Raw genomic sequence first — 24,677 nt, 5'->3', positions numbered from 1 at the left:
CATTAAAATAATAACTTACCATACAAAGGTTTTGTTGAATGCAAAACTTTTAAAAGAAAATTAATCTTTTGCCTGAAAACAAGACTTAAGCATCTGGTATAAATCTGGATGCTTTTTTTTCATTATTTCTGGTTTTTCAAAAAAATATTCTGAAGCTACTGCTAAAAACTCAGCTTCATTTGTACCTCCATAATTTCTAATATCTGATTTATTATCGTTTATATCTTCCATCTTTTTATGTATGGTTTTTAACCAAGGAATAATATATGGCTCATTTAGCAAGCGTTCTGGTATACCATCTATTACACCATCTTGTTTATCTATTAAATGTATAAACTCATGTATTCCTGTATTGTGAATACGAGACTTATTTTTAAACCCATTGTGCAGTGCTTTTCTAGATAAAAGCATCTGATTTTTAAACTGTCCGTTACCCACCATACCTGCAATATTTCTGTCTTTATCTTTTTTAGCAAAACTTAGGTCTTCATTAAAATGCTCTGGATAAATAAGCACTGTACTTAAATGTTTGTAATGCCACTCTGTAAAATTAAATACTGGAATTACTGCACTAGAGGCTATTAAAATTTTATCAATATCATCTACTCTAAAGCCAACACTTTCTATATGCACCTCGCTTAAAAATAGCATTATTCGTTTTTGAAATCTTTGTTGCTCACTTGATGACAATTTTTTGTAAAACCTTACTTTAGAAACCAACAACGTGTGCCAATTAGAAGGGAATTTTTCTACTTTTTTATTTCTAGTAATTATAAATGCATAAATAGCAAAAGCTATTAAAAGGGTAAATCCTATGGTATAAAACATATAGTGGCAATCTAAAAATTAAAACGGAATTTAAACTAGAAAAATAGCTAAAAAGAAAAACCCCGTTTAAGTTACGGGGTTTAAATTTAAAAAAGTTTTTTACATAAAAATTATTTTTTTGCAGAAGGCGGTACAGCTGGCCTTACCTCTACTTTACTTGGTAAAGTTCTTGGATTCATTTGCGTTAAGTCTACCACCATTTGCCCTATATCTTCTGGCTGAATTTTCCAAGCATCTGCATCTGTAGGTGTGTGTCCGTTAAAATAAGTGGCTACAGAGCCTGGCATAATAGTAGTTACTTTAATATCGTAAGGTCTTAAGTCTAGCATAATAGCTTGTGAAAAACCTACCACAGCAAATTTACTAGCGTTATAAGCTGCTCCTTTTTCAAAATAATTAGTACCAGCCAAACTTGCAATAGTGATAATATAACCTTTAGACTTTTTAAGGGCAGGTATTGCAGACTTTACGGTATTAAAAACTCCTGTTACATTTATATCTATAACGGCATTCCAATCCTCTGCACTCATTTCATCAACAGGAGAAAATCTTCCTACGCCTGCGTTAGCTATACAATAATCTAATTGTCCCCACTTGTCTACAACTTGTTCTATGGCATTTTCTTCATCTGCTAGGTTTCTTACATCAGATTTAATTACTAAAACCTCTGCATCCCCAATTGCTTTTAAGTGTTTTTCTGCCTCATCTAAATCATTCTGCGTTCTTGCTGTAATAGCTACATTAACTCCTTCTTTTAGCAATGCTTCTGCTATTCCTAATCCTATTCCTTTAGAACCACCTGTTATGTATGCTGTTTTTTTCATCTTCAATTATTTATATTTAACTCTAAAATTAGCAAGAAATTCTGTTTTATTCTGTGGTATAATAATCCATAACAAAAACATCATCTATTAACGAACCTATATTTTTTATAAGTGCTAAATGTTCTTTGTGAACCAAATACACCTCTAGCGCTTTTTCATCTTTAAAAGTAAGCATAAAGCTATGGGTAAACCCTTTACTTTTTCCTTCTTTACTGTTGTTAATTCCCCATTCAAAATCTAAAATTTCAGGAATTTTATTTTTTAACGCTACAAAATTCTCTACTGCCCTATTCACCTCTTTTGGTGTAGCAGCATCTTTATATTTTAAATTTACAACATGTCTAAGTTTTTTGCCATTTTTAGACTTAAAACTTACTTTATAAGCAAACATCTTTTTTACTTTAGGATCTACGGAACCTGCTAAAAAAAAGAAATTTTCATTAATTTTTATTGATGCTAACCCATAATAAATAGGGTAACTAGTATCTAATACACCAGAAGGTTTTAAGGTGCCATTAGCATTTAATTTACATAATTGTATGCTATTATCATCACGCGTACCTATTGCAACTAATGCCTCAGATTCGTCAATTTTTAATATTTCAATACGTGTTTGTCCTGCTAATTTTGTGGTAGCATTATTAACTAAAACAGAATGAGGAATAAGTTCTCCTGACTCATTAACCTTAAAAACGCTTACACCATCACCGTGAAAAACAAAATCTTTCTTTTTAATAAAATTACCTCTTTTATAATATTTATGATGTCTATGCCCTACAACAATATAATGGTTAACTCCTAAAGTAACTCCGTTTACAGGGTATGCGCCTGTTAAGTAACGGTTGGTTGTATTGTCTGCAATGTTATTTACATTTTTAAAAGTGCCATTGTTAAAAACCTCAAAACTACTAATACCATTGTCTTGAAAACCACCTGTAATAAGAAATGTTTTGCCATTTATTTTATGCGAATACATACCAATTATACCGTCTGTATGAATAAAATCATCATCTGCAAGCGATTGTATATGACTAAGTTTTCCGTTATTATGTATTTTAAAACAGCTTAAACCCGGTGTGCTCTCTAGTCCACCAACAAAAAGGTAAAAATTGTTTTTTATAGGAATAACTTTAAGAGTAATAACTGTACCTAAATAAGTTTCTAGCGTATCGTTTAATACAAATACCCTTTTTAAGCTTCCATTATCTTCTATACTATAAACCTCTACACTATTGCCTCCTTTATTACCTACAAATAAATAATCTGTTCCCTTTATATTATGAGCTACCAAACCTCTTGCTGGTCCTTTTTTGTTCTGCAACTCATAAGCCCCAACTGGAATTAATTCTCCGGTAGCGTTTAGTTTAAATACATTTATAAATGCACCATCTCCTCCAGAGAACACATAATTAACTCCGTTTTTACTGTAAGTAGTAGCTGTAACCGTGTTGTACTTGGTAGTTTTAAAATCTGTTTGTTGTAATACTGTATAATTACTTTTTGTAAGTTGAGTATAACCAAGGAAGCAACTACAGCTAAATACGATAAAAAATATACTTTTAATCCAATTCATTTTACTTTGTTTTTTGCTCTTTTAATATAGATTTTGCTCCGTAAGTCGCTATTTTATGATCTTCTTCTATTGTACCACCACTTACTCCTATGGCTCCTATTATTTTCCCTTCATTGTTTTTTATGGGAACTCCTCCTGGAAAACTAATCAATCCATTATTAGAGAGTTCTATATTGTAAATAATACCACCTGGCTGGGTAAGTTTACCTAAATCGCCAGTTGCAATATTAAAATAACGAGAGGTTTTTGCCTTTTTTATAGCTACATCTATACTACCTAAAAAAGAATCGTCCATACGTACAAAAGCTTTTAAATTTGCTCCTGCATCTACCACAGCAATATTTACCAAAACTCCCATACTTTCTGCTTTTTGCTTTGCCTTTAAAATAGCACTTAAAGCATCCTTATCTGTAATATCTGTTGTGTTTTGTGCTACTAAAAAAGTTGAAGTAAAAATTAGCAGTACAAATAAAAGTCTATTGTGTTTTAAAGTTTTTCCCTTTGGGTTAAAGGTAATTTTAGGTGTATATAAATTCATCATTATTGGTTGTTACATATTAATGTAATGCAAATCTCTATAATGAAAATGAAAAAAAAGTTGAACAAGTTCAACTGTAAAAAATTATTTTTCGTTTTTTTTAATCTTGCTTAAAAACTCGTGTCTAATACCCAAGTAACCTGCAATTTGTTTATCTGTTAGTTTTAAAGAAATGTCTGGATATGTTTTTATAAAATACAAATATCTTTCTTTAGCTGTTAAACAATGATTACGTATTAATCTCCTTTGCCAAGACACAACAGCTTTTTGAAACATTATTTTAAAAAGCTTTTCTACAATTGGAAGCAAATTACATAGTTGTTCTTTATCTTCTTTATTAATTAACAGCACCTTACTATCTTCTAAAGCCTGTATATTTAGTTCTGATGGTGTTTGGTTCATAAAGCTATCTATATCCATTAACCACCAGTCTTTTGCAGCAAAATACAAGGTATTATCATTACCGTTTTTATCTAAAGAAAATACTCTAAAACATCCCTGTACCACAAACCCCTCAAACTTACAAATGCTTCCTTGAGTTAATAAAAACTCTTTTTTCTTTATCTCTTTTGTCGTAAAATAAGAGCATATTTTCTCTAGCTCTTTGCTAGAAAGATCTAAATTACCGTTTAAGTTTTTCTTTAATAATTGGTATGACATAGTTAAAATAAGTTAGTCTAATGTAGCTAAATACTCTTCTGCATTAGTTAAGTGAGCTTGTTGTTTTTCTTTATCCATTTTATCATACATACGTATAAGCATTCCTAACCTTGGGTTAGACAAGAAAAAATCTCTTTGTGTATGCATAAACCTCCAAAAGAGTCCGTCCCAAACGTCTTGCCACTCTCCTTTTTTGTAATTACTCATTTTCATTAAATAATTACTGCCGCTTATATAGGGTTTGGTCGCCATTAAACCGCCATCTGCAAACTGACTCATACCATACACATTGGGTACCATAACCCAGTCATAAGAATCTATAAACAACTCCATAAACCATTGGTATACCTCATCCGGATGAAACTCGCACAACAACATAAAATTACTTAATACCATTAAACGCTCTATATGGTGGCTATATCCTGTTTGTAATAGTTTTTTAATAGTTTGGTCTATTGGTGGTATACCTGTTGTTCCTGTATAAAAAGAAGCTGGTATTTTACGTGTAAACTTCCAATAATTGGTAGTCCGCTCCTCTGTTCCTTTAGTAATATACATACCTCTAATAAACTCTCGCCAACCAATAATTTGCCGTACAAACCCCTCTGTAGAATTTATAGGCACGTTGTTTGCCTTAGCGTAATCTAAAGCCCTGTCTACAATTTCTTTTGGTGTAATTAACCCCACATTTAACATAGGTGTTAATACACTATGGTTTAATATAGAGTTTTCTGCTACAATGGCATCTTCATACACACCAAACTCCATAAATCTTTGTTCAAAAAATTGCTGTAACCAATCTTCAGTTTCTTTAAAATTAGTTGGGTATAGACTCTGTTCTGTTAGTGATCCTAAATTATCTTCAAAATTCTTATTTACATATTCCTTTGCTTCCTTATAGTATTTATCTACATCTGGAAACTGAATAGATGGAGGTGTTTTTTTTGCCGGATATTTTTTACGATTCTCCGCATCATAAGTCCATTTACCTCCTTCTGGTTCTCCGTTTTCATCAATAAGAATATCTAATTTTTTACGTTGTTCTTTGTAAAAAGTAGTTTGGTGGTATTTTTTTTTGTCTGTGGTAAAAAATGATGCTAAATCTTCTTCAGAATTTAAAAATAAAGGTGAAGTGTGTACTGTGGTTTTTATTCCTGCTTTTTCAGCACTTTCTTCAATTCGTTTTTTTAACCAATTATCTGTTGGGTCTATATAATTTATATGCTCAACATTATCCTTTTTTAACTCTTGTAGAAATATTCTAATATCAGATTTTTTATCTGTTGATGCTATGTAGGTAACGTCACTATTATGTTCATCAATTAAAAAATCTCTGTACCTCATCATTGTTGCTCTATGAAAAGCAATTTTTTGTTTATGAAAAGAGTACTGTTTAAAAAATAAATATTCTTCTATTAAATAAATGGTTTCCCCATTACCTAACATAGGAGATTTTTTAAATAATTGATGCGGAAAAACTATACTTATACTTTTCATTTATTTCTTTTACAACGTTGACTACAATACTTAACCTCTTCCCAATTTTTCTCCCACTTTTTACGCCAAGTAAATGGCCGTTCACAAACAATACATATTTTCTGTGGCAGATGCTGCTTTTTCATTTTTATTATTTTTTTCTGGGCTTTACGTGTGTATTTAATATACGATCTTTTTCATTCTCTACAGCAGGGTGCTTTTTATGTCCCCAAATTTTATCTCTGGCAGCCTTAGCACTTGTTTGTAAATCTACAATAGGCAACGGATAGTCTTCACCTATAATTACACCACAAAATGTTTGCTCCATTAAACTCATCTTCCAGGGCTCGTGAATATAGCTTACAGGTACGTTAGCTAATTCTGGAATCCACTTTTTTATAAACAAACCTTCTGGGTCGTGCTCTAGTGAGTTTTTTACTGGGTTGTACAAGCGTACTGTATTAACACCTGTTGTACCTGCTTGCATTTGAAACTGAGGATAATGTATACCAGGCTCATAATCTAAAAATAAACGAGCCAAATGGTACGTACCTTCTCTCCAATCTTGGTCTAGATTTAAAGTTAAAAATGAAACTAACATAGCACGCATTCTAAAATTAATCCAACCAGTTTCTGCTACAGCTCGCATACAAGCATCTATTAAAGGATAGCCAGTTGTACCTGTTTTCCAAGCCTTAATGTAATCTTCATTTATAGGGTGTTCTAAAAGCTCATACCCTTTATTTACACAATGAGTCTCGTAAGCACATTCTACCTCAAACTTTTGAATAAAATGACAGTGCCAATGTAGCCTTGTTAACATTGCAGAAAACGCATTACTATTTTTTGTGCCGTTTGGGTGTGTCCCAATAAACTGAAAAGCTTGCTTTACACTAATATTACCCCAAGCTAAATAAGGAGAAAGCCTACTACAAGACATTCTACTTTCTGTTGGTTTAGAAATATGTTTTTGATACTTAAAACCTCTTTTGGCCGCAAAAGATTTTAAATAACGCCACGCATTAATTTCACCTGCTGGCTGGTACTGTTTTGGGTAAACTTTTAACTTACTTTCTAATTCTTTTGGTAACAAATATTTATGCTCTAAAACCTCTACTTTCTCTGTGTTGTTAAATGTATTTTTAATTACAGGTTGGTGCATTGTTTTATGCCATTGCGTACTCCAATCTTGTCTGTTTTTAATACCTCGTAAAATACCGTCTCTTTGGTACTCTTGCCAATTAATATTATTTATTTTACAAATTTGCTTTACCTTTTTATCTCTTTGCCAAGTAGCCAAAACTCCACTTTCTTTATAACTAAAAACATTTTTAATTTCATAAGTATCACTCAAAAAATTAAATGCAGTAACAGCATCAGTATATAACACAGTTACTTTTTTGTTAAATGGCTCTAAAGTATTGTTTAGTGTTTTTATAGAGTGATAAACAAACTGTAAATGCCTTAAACTAGTATCTGGATAATTGATGAATTCTGGCTCAAATAAATATAGAATTATATAAGGAATACCGGCCTGTTCTGCTTTTTGAAAAGGTCTATGATCCTGAGAACGGATATCTCTTTTTAACCAAACTATATTTATGGTTTGCTTTTTCAAAAATTAAGCTCTTTTTTACATTTTTTCCAGAATGAAAAAAAAGATGGATAGTAACCATTTACAGTAAACATCCAATCTCTTGCATCTTGCTCTCCTTGGTAATGTATTACCGTTGGGTGTTCTTTAAAATAGATTTTTTTTAACTGATGCTCAGCAACTAAATCTGAAAATTCTCCTACGTAGACCTGTATATTACTAATATTATCTTTTACTAATTTTAGCATAAAATCTATGCTTTTTTTAGATACCGGATACTTTTTAAAATGAGAAGGCTCTAATAACAAAACTCTATTTACAACTTCTTCTTTTCTCCAATTAGGATCTAGATTGTAAAAATTATAAATACAGGTTGGCAATTCCTTATTTAGTTTTATTTGCAGAGATTTAGGAAGTGTAGTTGTTAAATCTACATCTATGTTTTCTTCTAGTTCTTCAGGTATTTTTAAAGACTCAAAAGCACTATAAGGAACATCTAAAAAAGTATTATTTTGTTCTGTAAAACAATACTTATTAATATTTTCTTGGTTTGCATAATATTTTTTATTGGCATTAGCCCCAGCTACCCATTGCCAACTTAGCGCATTACTAGCCCAATCTGCATCTAATAAATTATAGTACATCCATTTGGCAGGTAACAACCAATGGCTTTGCCCTATATTACAAACTAAAGATGCTACATACATACGTAAGTGATTATGCATATACCCAAAATCTTCCAATTTACGTATTGCATCATCTACAGCTATTATCCCTGTATTTGCCTTAACAATTGACTTTGGCATTTGCGTGTTAGACACAGGTGTTTGTGTGTGTTTTAAATCTGTATTAACTTCTTCTCCTTTTACTATCCAAACCTGTTGCCAATAATCTCTCCACGCTAATTCTTGTATAAATTTTTCAATTTGTGCTGGTGTGTATCCTTTAGCTAAAACCTCCTTTAATACAAATTTAGTAGAAATTACACCTCTAGAAATATAGGGAGACAAATGGGTTACTGCTCCGTTAATATAATTTCTTGTAGATGCATATTTTACAGGATTAACTTGGTTTACGCGTTGGTAAATTTCTTTTATACCTGTAGGGAATACATCTGGTGTATTATTTATTAATGAGCTCATAGCTAGCCTTTATTTATATTTTTTCCCAGATTAGCTCTACGTTTAAATAAAAACTACCCATATAATTAAAGTTACATTCGTTAGGTTTTATAATAGATAAAAAAGTTTCGTTATTTTCTCTTTTGTATAAATGATAAGTTTGCCCAACAATAGGCTCAAAAGTAAACTTAGCGTCAAAAATTAATTTGTTGTACTCGTATTGCTCTAGCATAGCATCATACTGTGCTTTAAGCTCTAAATACCTTGCCTCTAACTTGTGGTTTACTTTATTTATACTCCTATTTTTCCAGGCTATATTATCTGTAGTGGTAATTACTGGTGCGCCAACAGATGTTGCGTATGGCTTAAGTGCCGCATCATACTTTTGGTTTTCTACATTAAAAACTACATTGTCTGGTTTTTTACTCTCCTTCATTTATAATAACTTGTTTATCAATAACTAAAAAAGAATTAAAAAAAGAAATCCTCTTTTACTTTATAAAGATAAGCATTGTATCATAATTTATATACCTAAAAGTGAACTAGCGTTCTTATAAAATTGTTAATTCTACACTCTTGTAATTAGATTTTGGAGCATCACAAACCGAGCATTTATAGTTTTCTGGCAAGTCTGCAAAAGCGGTATTTGGAGAGATATTAAAAGTAGTGTCTCCGTACTCTTCATCATAAACCGTAAAACAAGAAACACATTGGTGTACCGCTTTTACCAGTTGCTCTGCTTTACTGCTATCCTCTGGAGCAACTACATCTGCACGGCCTAGTTGTTTAAAATACTTTTTACTTAACTCCATTAAAAGTCCGGGTAGCTCTATCTTATCTACATCTAATGCATATGCCTTGTAAATATGCGTATTAGGATCAAAATTTTTAAAATGAAGCACATTATATGTTGGCCTAATTACAAAGTCTTTTGCTATTGTTGGTGTTGTATTTTTTTCTATAATTACTGATGCAAAATGAGATCTTTTACCAGACTCATTACTTAACCCAAAAGTTAAACCGTAAGTACTAATATCATTCTGATTTAAACTCAAAACCAAAAAGTTTTTTAACTCTAAAGCTTCTAAGTCATCTACTGGCAAATGCCAATTCATTTCTAACTGCGAGTGCCTAATATTTATTCCTCTTTGCCCTAAAAAGCGTTCTAAGTTTGGTCTACTTTGTTTTTTAATACCTTTTACTATAAAAGATTTCCAAGGTGTAATACATATTTTACCTATTCCGTTGTCTAAACAAAAGCCACAAAACTCTTTTAAAAATTTTAGATCATATTTATTATTTCTCCAATACAACCCAAGCCAATATTGGTCTAGCCCCATACGGTTCATCCCTTCATAATACGGAAAAGTTAAGTACGGCACCTCTAAATCTTTTTCTATACTTTTATTATTGGTGTCTAACTTTTTACTCAGGACAAAAAATAATTCTTCAACATTTTCTACATCTTCATAAATATCTTCAATAGCTTTAGAGATAATATTAATATCCCAACTATACACTAATACTGGGTAATAGTCTCCTTTTTTCCAATGTGGCAGTTTTACATTTAAATACCAATAATCTTCACTCTTTGATGCTATAAAATTTAAATTACCACTAAAAATAGGAACCAGACGTTGTTTAGGGTCGGTTATGTTTATTTTTAATTTAGGCAGATAATTAAAACGTTCTAAAATGTATAAAAAAGTAGACCCTTTTAACCAAAAAGTCATATCAAAAATATCTGCACATACATAAGATGACACTATGTTTTGATAAGCTCGTGTACCTACAATATCTGTGTTGTATTCTGATATACGCTCTAACTGTTCTTCTTTGGTATTTTCTAACGGAAATAACAAATCTTGCCTAGAGCCAAAATAAACTTCTTTAAGGCCAGCTGCCTCTAACATTGTTATACTGTCTTTTAATTCTCCTGGAGAGGTAACGCCACCTTTAATTAAAATTCTATGTAAATCATCATTCATAATAAAACTATTAATTTGCTAATTGAAGCTGACTATTTAGTATTTCTTTAATTTCTGGCTTGCAACTACCACAGCCTAAACCTGCTCCTGTTTGCGAGCATAATTTTGCAAAATCTGTACAGCCACCTTTTACTGTTTCTATAATATTTCCTTCTCCAACTTGACTACATGAGCACACTAATTTCCCTTTTAAAGGTACCGAACTAGACGCGCCTCTTAACAGCTCGTTTCGTTTTTCAGACAACTCTATTTCCTCTTCAATTAAACGTTTAAATTCTGCAAATTCATTTTTATCTCCCATTAAAATAGCCCCTTTTAATGTATCATCTTTTACAATACACTTTTTATAAAAACGCTTGCTTACATCCATTAAAATAATTTCTTCATAACTAGAGTCATTTGCAGGAGAATTTACCATACCTATGCTGCACAGGTCTAGATTTTCAAACTTTAAAATATTCATTAAAACAGACCCGTTATAAATGCTACTAAAATCTCCTAAAATATAATTAGCTGCTATATCTGCTTGCTGTTCTGCTGCCGATGTAATACCAAAAAGTGAATTGTTAAACTCTGCTATTTCACCCAAAGCAAAAATAGAAGAGTTGCTTGTTTGCATATAAGAGTTTACCACAACACCACGCCTAGTTTTTAACTTAGTTTGTTTTGCTAACTCTATATTTGGTCTGGTACCAATGGCGTAAACTATAGCATTACATTTTATAGTTTTTCCTGTTTTTAGGTTCACCAAAATACTATGACTACTTGTCTTTTCATCAAAAACAGTACTTACTTCATTATCAAAATATAAGTTTATATCTCTTTCTAAAACATCTTGTGCTAACAACCTGCTTGCCACATTGTCTAATTGGCGCTCCATTAATCTTGGTGCTCTTTGTATAATACTAATATTTACATTTATCTTTTTTAATGCAGCCGCTAACTCTAAGCCTAAAAGTCCGCCACCTACTATAACCACGTGTTGCTCATTATTAGGCAGGCCTGTTTCTTGTAAATATTTTTTTAACTTATCTGCATCTCCACGTTCCCTCATTGTAAATCTGCCTGGTAAGTTTATAGGTACGTCACTAGGCACAAAAGCCCTGCTACCAGTTGCCATAATTAACAAATTATAACTATATGTAACGCCATTAGCATCTACAATTTCTTTAGCTTCATCATTTACATTAATTACTCCAACACCAGAATGCAGGTGCACATTTAATTTTTTTAATTCGCCTTTTTTAAGTTTTTCTAATGCTTGCCAAGAAAGCTCATCGCTAACATATTCTGGCAACAAAACCCTGTTATAAAACGGATCTTTTTCTTTAGAAAAAACGTGCAACTCATCTACTGTATTTTTTTCTCTGTAGGTTTGTATAAACCTGTATGCGGCTGCACCTGCACCTACCACAATTACCTTTTGCTTGGGCTTTACATACTTTTTAACCTCAACGGCACAATATTTAAAATCTGGTTCTTTAGACACAGGATCTACAATATCATTAGTTAAGTTATTAGCCCTACCAAAATCGTTATTCAATATTTTACCCCAATGCATTGGTAAAAAAACCACCTGCTCTCTAATATCAAAATTTATAGTTACCTTAACCTGTACTTCTCCTCTTCTACTTTTAACAACTGCTATATCCCCTTCTTTTAATTTTCTTAAAAAAGCATCTACTTTATTCATTTCTAAATAAGGCGTAGGTATATGAGTTAGCAATCGTTTTACTTTACCTGTTTTTGTTCTGGTATGCCATTGGTCTCTTACTCTACCTGTATTTAAAATTAAAGGATAGTCTACATTTGTTTCTTCAGATTGATTGTATGTTTCTGACGGAGCATTAAAATGTGCTTTGGTATCTGGAGTATTAAAAATAAAATCGCTAAATAAACGTTGGGTTCCAGGATGATTATTATCTGGTACTGGCCATTGAAAACTTCCTTCGTTTTTTAGTCTGTTGTAGGACAAGCCAGAGACATCTATACTTGTGCCTTTTGTTAACAAACAATACTCGTCATAAACCTCACTTGCACTGTTATAATTGAAACCAGAATACCCCATTTCTTGTGCAAAACGCCATAATATTTCTGCATCTGGCAAAGCCTCTCCTGGTGCATCTATAACTTTAGGCAGGTAACTAATTCGTCTTTCAGAATTTGTCATTGTACCTTCTTTCTCTAACCAACCAGCGGCAGGCAAAAGTAAATCTGCAAACTTTGTGGTTTCTGAATTGTGCGATATATCTTGTACTACAACAAAACTTGCTTTTTTTAAGGCACGTTCTACTTTATTTACATTTGGCATACTCACCGCAGGATTGGTACAAATAACCCAAATAGCCTTTAATTTTCCTTCATCTAAAGCGTTAAACATTTCAGTTGCTGTATAACCCGGTTTGGCTTGTATTTCTGTTCCTCCCCAAAAATCTGACACCTCTTTTCTGTGTTCAGGATTATTTAGATCTTTATGTACAGCCAACAAATTTGCCATACCGCCAACCTCACGACCTCCCATTGCGTTTGGTTGGCCTGTTAAAGAAAACGGACCAGCACCCGGTTTGCCTATTTGCCCTGTAAGTAGTGATATATTTAGCAGTGCTACATTTTTAGAAACACCAATTACACTTTGGTTAAGCCCCATTGTCCACATACTAATAAAGCCTTTTGCATTACCAATATAAAGCGCTGCTTTTTTTATATCCTCTGCTTTTATTCCGCATTTTTTGGCAGCAGCATTTAGCGTTAGTTGAAAAGCACTTGCTTTGCATTCTTCAAAATTAACGGTGTGTTTTTTTATAAAACTTTTATCTATTTTCTTTTTTTCTATAAGCACACGTGCAATAGCATTAAAAAGAATTACATCTGTACCTGGTAAAATTTGCAAATGCAAATCTGCAGAAGCACAAGTCTGAGTTTTTCTTGGATCTACTACTATTATTTTTACATTAGGATTTTCTTCTTTATGCTTTTCTAGACGCCTAAATAGTATTGGATGACACCACGCTGGGTTAGCACCTGCTATTAAAAAACAATCTGCCAACTCTATATCTGCATAGGCAATTGGCACAGAGTCCTCTCCCACAGTTTTTTTGTAACCTACTACAGCAGAACTCATACATAAGCGCGAGTTGGTATCTATGTTATTACTACCAATAAATCCTTTTATTAATTTATTAGCCAAGTAATATTCTTCTGTTAAGCATTGTCCAGACACATAAAAACCAACACTATTGGGTCCGTGCTTATCTATAATACTTTTAAAAACTGCTGCAGCCCTTTTAAACGCATCATTCCAAGATACTCTTTGTAATGGGTGGTTTCTACTCCAACGCATTTCTGGATACAAAATACGATCTGTAGTATCTTGAGCTACGTAGTTTAAATTTTTCCCTTTAGAACAAAGCATACCTTTATTAACTGGGTACTCCTTATCTCCTTCTACAGTTAAAACTCCTTTAGCATCTTTACTTACTACTATTCCGCAACCTACCCCGCAATAGGAACAAATTGTTTTATGTGATGTATTCTTTTGCATAGCTCTAAATAATAGGTGTAATAACACTATTTTTTTACTATGGAAAGATAGATAATTACGTATAAATACGTAGTGATGATTTCATAATAATAAGGGGAACATTTTGTTATATTTATAAATAAACTACTTAAAAACAACAGCTTAATATAAATTTTAATTTACTTAATACCACTACGGTATGCACTTGGTAAAATACCAACGCTTTTTTTAAAGTATTTTACAAAATAAGAGTCGTCTTCAAAACCCAGACGAAAAGCAATTTCATTACTCTGCAGTGATGTAAATTTTAGCAAACGTTTTGCTTCTAAAATAATGCGCTCTTTTAGCAATTGAGAAGGTGATTTACCTAACAACGTTTTGGTTATACTTGTTAATGTTCTTGAAGAAATATTTAAAATGTCTGCATACGCAGTAATAGATAATCCTTTGTTGTAGTTAACCTCTATAAGATCTTTAAAATTGAACAGCTGCCGCTCGTATGTATTGTTAATTCTTAACTTTTTATCATCATTTAAATGATGTACCCTTTCTAAGTTTATTAATAATGATTTTAATAAAAAACGCACAGTATCCTCGTGACCAAACTTTAACTCTTTAGGCAGTTCTTTTTGTATTAATTTAATATGGTGCTCTGCTATTTCTGCTGTTTCTTTATCTATGTGGTAGCAAGAGTTTTGTTCTACATTAAAAATAGTATACTTTAAAAATATATCTACATCAGAATGCATAAAAAAACTTTCGTTAAAATGAATTAACCAACCTTCTACCTCCAAATTATCATCAAAAGAATGTATTTGATCTTTATTGGTAAAAAGCACACTATTTTCTTTTATATCATAGGTTTTAAAGTCTATGGTATGCGTACCACCTTCATTAAAAAACCAAATTATTTGATAATAACTATGTGAATGCGGTATTGCTGCTTTTTCAGGATTTTTTTTGCGGTATTCTTTTAAGTCGTACACCTGAAACTGTAGCTTGTTTGGGTACGCCTTATGTAAATGATATTGTTCTATTTTATTAAAATTTTTCAACTATCTAATAATTTTTTAGCTGCTAATTTTCCACTGTAAATAGCTCCATCCATATAACCACCATAAACAGGAGATGTTTCTGTTCCCGAAAAAATTAACTTACCATTAAAGTATGTATCGGCAAAAAGAGAATCTCCGTAGGTTGGACTCATATAAATAGACTTAATTGTTTTGCAAGATGTGTTTACGTCTTTAGACCAGTCTTTTTCATAATAAAACGTATAATCCATTATTTCTTCTCCCAAATATTTAGAAAGATAAGACAGAATTTTGTTTTTACGTTCTTTTGCTGTTAAATCTCGTAATGCTTCATTTACAAAACCCATTAAACTATAATCATTATTATCAGAATTACAATGATCATACAACTCTGTAACCGCACCAACTTGACCTATAACAGTACCTGACAAGTCTTTTTGCTTCCAAAAAGGTTCTTTAAATTTTAGTCCCACTTTTATAGCATTACTCATCCAAGTATGTGTATTTTTCATTGTACCAATTAAGTTAGTCGGTAGTTCTGGAAAAAAATTAATTCTAGAAATTATACGTGGCGGAACAGTTAGCACCACTTTTTCTGCTATATAAGTTTTGTCTTTAGTACTAACTTTTATGTAATTACCTTCTTCTTCAATTTGTAAAACTGTAGTATCTGTTATTATTTTACCTGTAAAACCTTGTGCTAATTTGGTTATTAAAGCACTAGATCCGCCAGAAATTCTAGATGCAGAAGGTGCATCAGGATCACTTTTAAAATAATGAGCAGGAGCCATAGAACTATAAACCAAAACACTACTACCACTAGTATATTGAGGAAATTTATTGATGTTTAATTCCCTCAATATAGCATTTACATTTGTATGGTGACTTTGGAACCAAGTAGCTCCTAAATCTATATGATTTTCAGTAACTATTCTGCCTCCAATTTTGGCTCTGGAGTCTAAAACTAAAAAATCTTTTTCTCCAGACTTATGCAATTCATATGCAGATGTTAACCCAGAAAGTCCGGCACCAACTATAATATATTTAGTAGTATTAATCATTTTTATTTATTCATTAAGTGTGTGCCGTGAACAACTGCGGCTCCTGCACGTAATGCTGCTGCAACAAATGTAACTTCTGCTAACTCTTCTTGTGTTGCCCCTGCATTTTCTGCTTGATTTTTATGTATTTCTAAACAATAAGGACACTGTGTAGTTAATGCTACTGCAACTGCTATCAATTCTTTATACTTTTTTGGTATTACACCATCTGCTAAAGCTGCTTCATCAAAAACCTGAAAAGCTTGCATTGCCGGAGATGCATTTTTACCTAATTTCCCTAATTTTTTAAGGTTGCTCATATCATACATAAGACTATTATATTTAGATTAAAAAATTAATTTCTTCCAGACATTACACCACCATCTGTATCCCAAATAGCACCTGTTACCCATGAAGCACTATCAGACAAAAGAAAGTGTATGGTTTTTGCTATATCACTTGGTTGTCCTATTCTTCCTATTGGATGAAAACCATTAAAACCTTTTAAGGCTTCGGTTGCCTTATCATTATCTCCAAAAACACTATCATAAACTGGCGTTTGCACTACTGCTGGAGAAACTGCATTTACTCTAATTTTTTTATCTGAAAGCTCCATAGCCAAATGCTGAGTTAAAGAATGTAAACCTGCTTTTTGCATAGAATATGCAGAAGAAGGTGTTGCCTTTACCGCTTGTTTTGCCCACATAGAACCTACGTTTACAATAGAACCGCCACCTGTAGATGCCATTTTTTTAGCTACATTCTGTGTAATAAAAAAGAAACCACGGTTTAAATCTTGGTAAGAGTTGTAATCTTCTAAAGTATGATCTAAAAAAGCTTTTGGCCCAAATATACCTGATGCATTTACCAAATAATCTAGATTATCCCAACCACCAATTGTTGTGTTTAAACTATCTATTTCTGATGAATTTGTAATATCTACTTTGTGACAAAATAAATCTTCAGGTGCCTCTTTTTTAAATGCATCTAATTTATTTTGGTTTGTACCTACTACGTGTACTTCTACCCCTTCTTGTAATAATTTTTCTGCAGTTGCTCTTCCAATTCCACTACTACCTCCAATAATTAAAGCTCTTTTTTTCATTTTGTTTTGTATTAAATTAATATACGCACAAAACTATGTAGCTTTTAATATCTAATATGGTAGCTTATAGAAAGAGAATGGTAATTTTAGGAAACTAATATAAAAGCGTATTATTTATACTCTTAAACAAGATTATACTGTTGTGCTTTTTTAGACAAGTCTATAAGGTTTTTAACTTCCATTTTACGCATTAAATTAAACCTATGAGTTTCTACAGTACGTTTACTATTTTCTAGTTTTTCTGAAATCTGTTTATTTGTTAAACCTGTTAGTACAAGCTCTAATACCTGAAGTTCTTTACTGGTAAGATCAAAAGGATTATTGGTTTTTGTTGTCTTTGATGCTTCAGAAATAGATTTATTACCATGAAGCAAATTATTTACCAAGACATTAGATATGTCTCCACTAAAATATTTTCCTCCTTGTTGCACAGTGTGTATTGCTTTTATAAACTCTACTTTACCTGTATCTTTTAGCAAATAACCGTTTGCACCTGCATTTACAGATTTAAGAATATATTCCTCTGAGTCATGCATAGACAAAATAATGGTTTTTGTAGTTGTTCCTTTTTTATTTAAAACATCTACTGCATCTATACCATTCATAATTGGCATTCTAATATCTATAATTAAAAGATCTGGCTTTTTTTCTTCTACAATAGCTATAGCTTCTTCCCCATTAGCTACCTCTGCTACTACAACTAAATCTTTTTCTTCTTCTAGTAAAGAACGTATTCCGTCTCTTACTAAAGAATGATCATCTGCCAATACAATACTTATAGTACTACTCATTCATCTAAATATTTACACAAATATAATTTAAAAATACGTAGTTACATACGTAATATACTTAGGCAATACTATAAAAAAAGTCGCTACATAATACTGCAGCGACTGGGGAATGGCTATAAAATTGATTGTTATTTTGTTGTATTTAAAAATTTTGGTTTGATGGTTAGCATTGCCCAAGCCCAATTTTGACCTCCGGCAGAAGCATCTTTAGTAGTTTCTTTTAACTCATACATACCATCATTTGCAAACATTTGTGAATATCCTATTGCCAAGCCGTAGCCCTTAAACTTTTTAGAAAAAACTAGATCTATTTCTGTCCCTAAAGATTTTTCTCCGCTTGACAATTCTTGCTCACCACTAAAGTTTAATGCCTTAACCATAAGATTAGACGTTTCATTTAATTTAAAATTTGCACTTAGGTGCACATCTAAAAGTCCAACAGAATTAGCGTGGTTGCCTACATAAAAATAATCCATAAAGCCATTAAATTTATGATTGGTTCCGTACAACGGAAAAAATGCTCCTGTTTCACCTGCATCTGCATCATTACCACTAATAAGCTCTATACCTGCCCCTAAAGTAATTTTATCTGATGTTTTTAAACTAAGATCTAAACTTGCCAAATAAGCACCTTTTACATCTACTTCTCCTTGTCTTTCTCCTGTTTGTAAAAAAAGATTACTACTAACACCTAGTTTTCCTTTTTTATACTCTAAGTGTGTGCCAAGAGTTAACAAACTACTTGTACCATCTGCCGTAACACCATCATCTTCATACTCCTGAAAACCATTATTTAGCACCAACAAACTACCTGAAAAAGTGTCCCAATTTTGTTTTAAATATAAGTACTGCATTGTTTTATAAGAAAAGAAACCCGTTGTACTATATTCCGTTCCTACAGATGAAAAACCAGATAAATTTGCTTTATCTTGATTAAATGCTAAACCTACATCTAATAAAAATTTGTCTTTTTTATACTGTAACAAAGCCGCATCATGATTACGAGCTTGTTGTGCCCAACCAACAGAACCTAAAATTCTTTGATCGTCATAATCTATTGTTTGCCTTCCTATTTTTGTAGAAAAACCTTCTCCTAAAGTTAGTTCTCCCCATGCTTCAAAAACAGCAAAAGAATTATTAGCATCTGCAGGTAAAAGTTGCCTGTTTTCTCCCCACGTCATTACATCTTGCAAACTTAAATATACCTTATAAGATTCATCTGTGTACCCAAAATTTACACGTGCTCTAGTAGATATACCAAAACCTGCATCTGCATCTTCTGCAATTGGACTTCCGTATCCGTGACGGTATTCGGTTCTTGGCCTAAACTCGCCATCTATTGTAAACTGTGCTATGGTATAATTAGAAATTAGACATACCAGACCTATTAAAAAATGTATTTTTTTCATTTTCCCTTAAGTTTATATTATTTATTTTTTCTGATAATAGAACTAATATTATTTATCTGCTACCTGCAGACTAGCAGACACTTTCTCTTCTGATGATGCAAATTTGATGGCTAAGGACAGTAATGCTGCTACCAAAATACAACCACCAATAACAAAATAACCAGATGAAACTGCTGAAGCAGAAGCCACAGTTTGTGCCGCTTTTATAGCCTCTTCTCCCAACCCATTGTTAGATGATATTGCTGCGCTTTCTGCTACTGCAGACTTAGACTTTAATAGCATTGCTGCTAAAAATGCACCTACATTACCACCTGCTCCTACAATACCTGAGATAGACCCAATTGCCTTTTTATTTATAAACGGCACAACAGAAAATGTAGCTCCTTCTGCCATTTGTACTGTTAAGCTAAATGCTATTAAAAACAACATTCCTACTGCTATACTTGTTGTCATTGAAAAGAAAGATAACATTAACCCCTCTGCAGCTAAAATAACAGCCAAGAAAATAACACGACCACGTAAGCCTTTAGAGTTACCAAATTTATCACCAAAATAACCACCTAATGTTCGGGCAAAAATGTTCATTAAAGCAAAAGACAAAACCAAGTTACCAGCAAAAGACCTTTCTAAACCAAATCTATTTTGCAAATAATCATCCATAGTGCCATACACCGTAAGTTCTATTCCAAAGCAAGCAGCATAAACAAAAAATAAAATCCAAACCCTATAATCTTTTAAAACACTAGCAAAAGATGCTTCGTCCTTTTTAAGAACAGGCATCTCACCTCTTTCTTTTAATTCTGAAAAATTACCCTCTGGAGTATCTTTTGTAAAGAAATAATATACCAATCCCATTAAAAAACATAGTACACCAGCAATAACCATAGAGTAACGCCAAGCAATTTCATCTGCAACACCAAAACTTACAACTGCTGCAGCAATTAAAGGCATTCCCAAACGGTTAGCTCCACCTCCTAGATTCCCCCAACCTGCAGAAGTAGCATTTGCCGTACCTACAATATTTGGCGCAAACATAATAGAAGTATGAAACTGCGTAATTACAAATGAAGCTCCTATAAAACCAATAAGCAACCTACAAATTAAAAACTGTAATGGTGTTTGTACAAAGCCAAGCAATATTACTGGTATTGCTCCTAATACTAGTAAATAGGTATAGCACAATCGTGGACCATATTTATCACATAATTTACCTATTGCTAAACGTGCAAATACAGTTCCTGAAACCGCTAAAATAATAGAATTCCATTTTTGAGAAGGAGTTAATCCTAAATCTCTAACCACATCTGGCATAAAAGGAACTATACCAAACCAAGCAAAAAAACAAAGAAAAAAAGCCAGTGAGGTAATCCAAAAAGTTTTCATTTGAATACTTTTAAAATCTCGTAGATTTAATTTTGTAGCCTTGTTAGATGTCTTGTTTATCATATCATATTATTTTAGAAGGTTATATAGTGAACTATTTACACTTCAAAAATAAGTATTAATACGTATAAGTACGTAGGTGTAAGTAAAAACAATACACAGAATACGTATTTTTATTAAAATGATAGAATTTGTATTTATAAAAAATCAAAATGAAAAAAAAGAAATATTAAAATGTAGAATTTGACATTTTTAAAGAAATTTAAAAATAAACAACAAGCTAAAACACAATGTATTAGTTCAATAAAAAGTGAAAAAATGACTAAATTATTTAATAACTACGTAGTTACTCATATATAATTTTACATCCCTGAGTTAAGTACACGCTGTAACTCTTCTTCAAAAAAAGAAGGATGCTCTGCTACCACATCACCAATAACTATAATACCAGGGAGCGCAGTATTAATATCTTTATTAACTGTTTTATAATTTAATAAAGTACCTGTTATACAGGTTTCTTTATCTAAAGTTCCGTTCTGTATTATAGCAAAAGGTGTTGTTTTACTCCTGTATTTTAAAATCTCTGTTACAATTTCCCTAAACTTACGTACACCCATTAATATTACAAGTGTTGCTGATGATTTTGCTGCCAATTTAAGATCTTGAGAGAACGATCCATCCTTTTTTGTAGCTGTCATTACCCAAAAACTACTACTTATACCTCTACGAGTTACTGGTATACCTTGACTTGCCGGAACAGCAATAGCACTACTAACTCCCGGAATAACAACAACTGGTATACCAAAAGACTCTACGTATTCTATTTCTTCACTTGCTCTACCAAACACAAACGGATCACCACCTTTTAAACGTACTACGTGCCCATATGTATATGCACTTTCTACTATAAGCTTATTAATATCATCTTGCAATAAAGAATGTTCTCCGCAACGCTTACCTACGTATATTTTTGGTATATCTGCATCTATTTCATTTAGTAATTCTTTACTTACCAATGCATCATACAAAACTACAGATGCCTGCTGCAAAACCTTAAAGCCTCTACGTGTTATAAGATCACTACTACCAGGGCCTGCGCCAACTAAACTAACTTTTGGCATACTTGCTAACATCATAATATACAATTATTAAAGTGAAAAATTATTAATACAACAACAAAACTACGTATTTATTTCGATAAAATCAGATAATAAATACGTAATAATACGTAAGTTTGCTAAGTAATCTGATAAACACGTACGTATGAAAACCGTAATTGTAGTAGGAAATGGAATGGTAGGCTATAAGTTTTGCGAAAAATTTGTGGCCAAAGAAACAAATAAAGATTTTAAGCTTATTGTTTTTGGCGATGAGCCAAGACCTGCTTATGACCGTGTACATTTAAGTGAGTTTTTTGAAAACCAAGATGCAAAGGCATTAGAAATGGCTCCTGCAGAATGGTATACTGAAAACGGAATAGAATTAATGGTTAATGAACGTGTTACAGATATTAATCGTGATGAAAAAACAATTACAACCGCTAACAACCGTGATTTTTCTTATGATTATCTTGTACTAGCCACAGGATCATCTGCATTTGTACCACCTATTAAAGGTGCAGAAAAAGAAGGGGTTTTTGTATACCGAACTATTGAAGACTTAGAAGGTATGCTAGCTTATGCAGCTCTACTTAAAACAAAAAATCCTAATGCAAAAGCTGCTGTTCTTGGAGGCGGACTTTTAGGTCTTGAAGCCGGTAAAGCCGTTATGGATATGGGTTTAGAGCCACACATTGTAGAGTTTGCTCCTAAATTAATGCCAAGACAGTTAGACTCTAGAAGCAGTCAGGTTCTTCAACTAAAATTAGAATCTATAGGTTTACATATTCACCTTAGTAAAGCAACAAATCAAATATTAGGAGGCAAAGCTATTACTGGAATGGAATTTGGCGAAGATGACGTACTGGATGTAGAAATGCTAATTATTTCTGCCGGTATACGTCCGCGAGATGAACTAGGAAAATCTAGTGGCTTAAAAATGGGTGTGCGTGGCGGCATAGTAGTAGATAACAAAATGCAAACCTCTGATAAACACATATACGCTATTGGAGAAATTGCCTTATACAACCAAATGATTTATGGTTTGGTTGCTCCTGGTTATGAAATGGCTACTGTTGCTGTTGACCAGATTACAGGGAATTTAGAAAATAAAATGGCAGAAGAGATTGATATGTCTACCAAACTAAAGTTAATTGGTGTTGATGTTGCTAGCTTTGGAGAGCCTTTTATGCCTGCTACAAAAGGACATTCTGTGATTTTTGAAAACAAAACACAACATTTATACAAAAGAATAAATGTAAGTCTGGATGGAAAAAAACTTTTAGGCGGAATTTTAGTTGGTGATGCTACAGATTATAGTATGCTACATCAAATATATTTAAATGGTATGCCTATTCCTTCAGATCCATCACAGTTAATATTGCCTGCTGGTGATGGCGCTGCTTCTTTTGGCAGTGCTATGGATTTACCAGATACTGCTGTTGTTTGTTCTTGCGAAGCCGTAACTAAAGGGCAGGTTTGTTGCTCGGTAAAAGATGATGGTAATGAAACTGTAAAAGATGTTGCCAAAGCTACCAAAGCAACTACCGGTTGTGGTGGCTGTAAACCTATGGTGACAGATTTAGTAAATGAAACTTTAAAATCTCTAGGTAAAGTAGTTAAGGAACGTATTTGTGAGCATTTTGATTACTCTAGGCAAGAGCTGTATGACATTGTTAAAATGAAACACATTAAAGATTATGATGAACTGCTAGACACTCACGGTAAAGGAAATGGCTGCGAAGTTTGCAAACCGTTAGCAGCATCATTATTTGCTAGTATATTTAATGAAACAGCAAACAGACAAGATACAATACAAGATACCAACGATAGGTATTTGGCAAACATTCAGCGTAACGGAACCTATTCTGTTGTGCCACGTGTTGCCGGCGGAGAAATATCTCCAAAACAAATGATTGCTATGGGCAGAATTGCTCAAAAATATGATTTATACACCAAAATTACAGGCGGACAACGTATAGATATGTTTGGCGCACAATTACACGAGCTTCCTCTTATTTGGGAAGAATTAATTGCCGAAGGCTTTGAAACCGGACAAGCTTATGGAAAATCTTTACGTACCGTAAAAAGCTGCGTTGGCTCTACGTGGTGCAGATATGGCATGGATGAAAGTGTGAGTTTTGCCATAGAAATAGAAAACAGATACAAAGGCATAAGGTCTCCTCATAAATTTAAAGGAGGTGTATCTGGCTGTATTAGAGAATGTGCAGAAGCTCGTGGTAAAGATTTTGGCTTTATTGCTGTAGAAGGAGGCTGGAATGTATATATAGCAGGAAATGGTGGTGCAACTCCAAAACACGCTTTGTTATTAGCCGAAAAAGTAGATAAAGAAACTGCTATAAAGTATGTAGACAGATTTTTAATGTATTACATACAAACAGCCCAACCACTAATGCGTACTGCTGCTTGGTTAGATAAACTAGAAGGCGGTATAAATTATGTAAAGGATGTTGTTATAAACGACTGTTTAGGCATTGTAGACCAATTAGACGTAGAAATGCAGAGATTGGTTGATACTTACAAATGCGAATGGAAAGAAGCTATTGAAACCCCTGAAATAAAAGCTAAATACACACACTTTGTAAACTCTACCGAGGAAGATGAAAATATAGAATTTGTATCATTAAGAGATCAAAAAATGCCGGCTCCTTGGGTATAATAGAATATGTTTAATT

The 24,677-nt window shown here is 32.6% G+C and carries 21 protein-coding genes; 1 reads left to right on the top strand and 20 read right to left on the bottom strand.

The window, feature by feature from the left end; genetic code table 11:
* Positions 1 to 60 precede the first annotated feature (60 nt).
* The 20 genes from ABJD66_RS12475 to cobA all read right to left on the bottom strand — a co-directional run bounded on the left by ABJD66_RS12475 (position 61) and on the right by cobA (position 22,020).
* On the bottom strand, positions 61 to 828 hold the full coding sequence (locus tag ABJD66_RS12475) for a M90 family metallopeptidase (protein WP_348132083.1): 768 nt from the start codon (positions 826 to 828) through the stop codon (positions 61 to 63).
* A 110-nt stretch (positions 829 to 938) separates the two neighbouring features.
* On the bottom strand, positions 939 to 1,652 hold the full coding sequence (locus ABJD66_RS12470; RefSeq protein WP_348132080.1) for an SDR family oxidoreductase: 714 nt from the start codon (positions 1,650 to 1,652) through the stop codon (positions 939 to 941).
* 46 nt (positions 1,653 to 1,698) lie between these two features.
* Positions 1,699 to 3,225: a Dabb family protein gene (locus tag ABJD66_RS12465; protein ID WP_348132077.1), complete on the bottom strand. Its 1,527-nt coding sequence runs from the start codon at positions 3,223 to 3,225 to the stop codon at positions 1,699 to 1,701.
* Position 3,226: 1 nt separating this feature from the next.
* Positions 3,227 to 3,766, bottom strand: a complete 540-nt coding sequence (locus tag ABJD66_RS12460) for a heme-binding protein (RefSeq protein ID WP_348132074.1) — start codon at positions 3,764 to 3,766, stop codon at positions 3,227 to 3,229.
* A gap of 81 nt (positions 3,767 to 3,847) precedes the next feature.
* The gene (locus ABJD66_RS12455) at positions 3,848 to 4,423 is read right to left on the bottom strand and encodes a Crp/Fnr family transcriptional regulator (protein ID WP_348132071.1); all 576 of its coding nucleotides are present in this window, start codon (positions 4,421 to 4,423) and stop codon (positions 3,848 to 3,850) included.
* Positions 4,424 to 4,435: 12 nt separating this feature from the next.
* Complete coding sequence (locus ABJD66_RS12450; RefSeq protein WP_348132068.1) at positions 4,436 to 5,920, bottom strand: cryptochrome/photolyase family protein; 1,485 nt, start codon at positions 5,918 to 5,920, stop codon at positions 4,436 to 4,438.
* Positions 5,917 to 6,045, bottom strand: a complete 129-nt coding sequence (locus ABJD66_RS12445; RefSeq protein WP_013620306.1) for a DUF2256 domain-containing protein — start codon at positions 6,043 to 6,045, stop codon at positions 5,917 to 5,919. Before ABJD66_RS12445 ends, ABJD66_RS12450 begins: the two co-directional genes overlap by 4 nt.
* A gap of 5 nt (positions 6,046 to 6,050) precedes the next feature.
* Positions 6,051 to 7,517: a deoxyribodipyrimidine photo-lyase gene (locus ABJD66_RS12440; RefSeq protein WP_348132065.1), complete on the bottom strand. Its 1,467-nt coding sequence runs from the start codon at positions 7,515 to 7,517 to the stop codon at positions 6,051 to 6,053.
* Entirely contained in the window at positions 7,514 to 8,635 is a 1,122-nt protein-coding gene (locus ABJD66_RS12435) for an FAD-binding domain-containing protein (protein WP_348132062.1), read from the bottom strand. Before ABJD66_RS12435 ends, ABJD66_RS12440 begins: the two co-directional genes overlap by 4 nt.
* Positions 8,636 to 8,648: 13 nt before the next feature.
* On the bottom strand, positions 8,649 to 9,050 hold the full coding sequence (locus ABJD66_RS12430) for a DUF2452 domain-containing protein (protein WP_100894949.1): 402 nt from the start codon (positions 9,048 to 9,050) through the stop codon (positions 8,649 to 8,651).
* 115 nt (positions 9,051 to 9,165) lie between these two features.
* The gene (locus ABJD66_RS12425; RefSeq protein ID WP_303543169.1) at positions 9,166 to 10,602 is read right to left on the bottom strand and encodes a rubredoxin; all 1,437 of its coding nucleotides are present in this window, start codon (positions 10,600 to 10,602) and stop codon (positions 9,166 to 9,168) included.
* Between the two features lie 10 nt (positions 10,603 to 10,612).
* Positions 10,613 to 14,143: a molybdopterin-dependent oxidoreductase gene (locus ABJD66_RS12420; protein ID WP_348132058.1), complete on the bottom strand. Its 3,531-nt coding sequence runs from the start codon at positions 14,141 to 14,143 to the stop codon at positions 10,613 to 10,615.
* Positions 14,144 to 14,301: 158 nt separating this feature from the next.
* The gene (locus ABJD66_RS12415) at positions 14,302 to 15,177 is read right to left on the bottom strand and encodes an AraC family transcriptional regulator (protein WP_100894947.1); all 876 of its coding nucleotides are present in this window, start codon (positions 15,175 to 15,177) and stop codon (positions 14,302 to 14,304) included.
* On the bottom strand, positions 15,174 to 16,217 hold the full coding sequence (locus ABJD66_RS12410; RefSeq protein WP_348132055.1) for an FAD-dependent oxidoreductase: 1,044 nt from the start codon (positions 16,215 to 16,217) through the stop codon (positions 15,174 to 15,176). The genes ABJD66_RS12415 and ABJD66_RS12410 overlap by 4 nt, the downstream gene beginning before the upstream one ends.
* Before the next feature lie 2 nt (positions 16,218 to 16,219).
* A complete protein-coding gene (locus ABJD66_RS12405; protein WP_348132052.1) occupies positions 16,220 to 16,516 on the bottom strand; it encodes a carboxymuconolactone decarboxylase family protein in 297 nt (98 codons plus the stop codon).
* A 35-nt stretch (positions 16,517 to 16,551) separates the two neighbouring features.
* A complete protein-coding gene (locus ABJD66_RS12400) occupies positions 16,552 to 17,301 on the bottom strand; it encodes an SDR family oxidoreductase (RefSeq protein ID WP_348132049.1) in 750 nt (249 codons plus the stop codon).
* Between the two features lie 122 nt (positions 17,302 to 17,423).
* On the bottom strand, positions 17,424 to 18,092 hold the full coding sequence (locus ABJD66_RS12395; protein WP_303543161.1) for a response regulator transcription factor: 669 nt from the start codon (positions 18,090 to 18,092) through the stop codon (positions 17,424 to 17,426).
* A gap of 128 nt (positions 18,093 to 18,220) precedes the next feature.
* A complete protein-coding gene (locus tag ABJD66_RS12390) occupies positions 18,221 to 19,501 on the bottom strand; it encodes an alginate export family protein (protein ID WP_348132046.1) in 1,281 nt (426 codons plus the stop codon).
* A 48-nt stretch (positions 19,502 to 19,549) separates the two neighbouring features.
* Positions 19,550 to 20,947, bottom strand: coding sequence for an MFS transporter (locus ABJD66_RS12385; protein WP_348132043.1), 1,398 nt, complete (start codon positions 20,945 to 20,947; stop codon positions 19,550 to 19,552).
* A 299-nt stretch (positions 20,948 to 21,246) separates the two neighbouring features.
* Positions 21,247 to 22,020: a uroporphyrinogen-III C-methyltransferase gene (cobA, locus tag ABJD66_RS12380; protein ID WP_348132040.1), complete on the bottom strand. Its 774-nt coding sequence runs from the start codon at positions 22,018 to 22,020 to the stop codon at positions 21,247 to 21,249.
* A gap of 127 nt (positions 22,021 to 22,147) precedes the next feature.
* Here cobA and nirB point away from each other — a divergent pair, with 127 nt between their 5' ends.
* Complete coding sequence (gene nirB, locus ABJD66_RS12375; RefSeq protein WP_348132037.1) at positions 22,148 to 24,661, top strand: nitrite reductase large subunit NirB; 2,514 nt, start codon at positions 22,148 to 22,150, stop codon at positions 24,659 to 24,661.
* Positions 24,662 to 24,677: the final 16 nt, after the last annotated feature.

Origin of the sequence: Cellulophaga sp., assembly GCF_039943695.1 — a bacterium.
Taxonomy (GTDB): Bacteria; Bacteroidota; Bacteroidia; order Flavobacteriales; family Flavobacteriaceae; genus Cellulophaga.
This window is presented reverse-complemented; position numbering and strand designations above follow the sequence as displayed.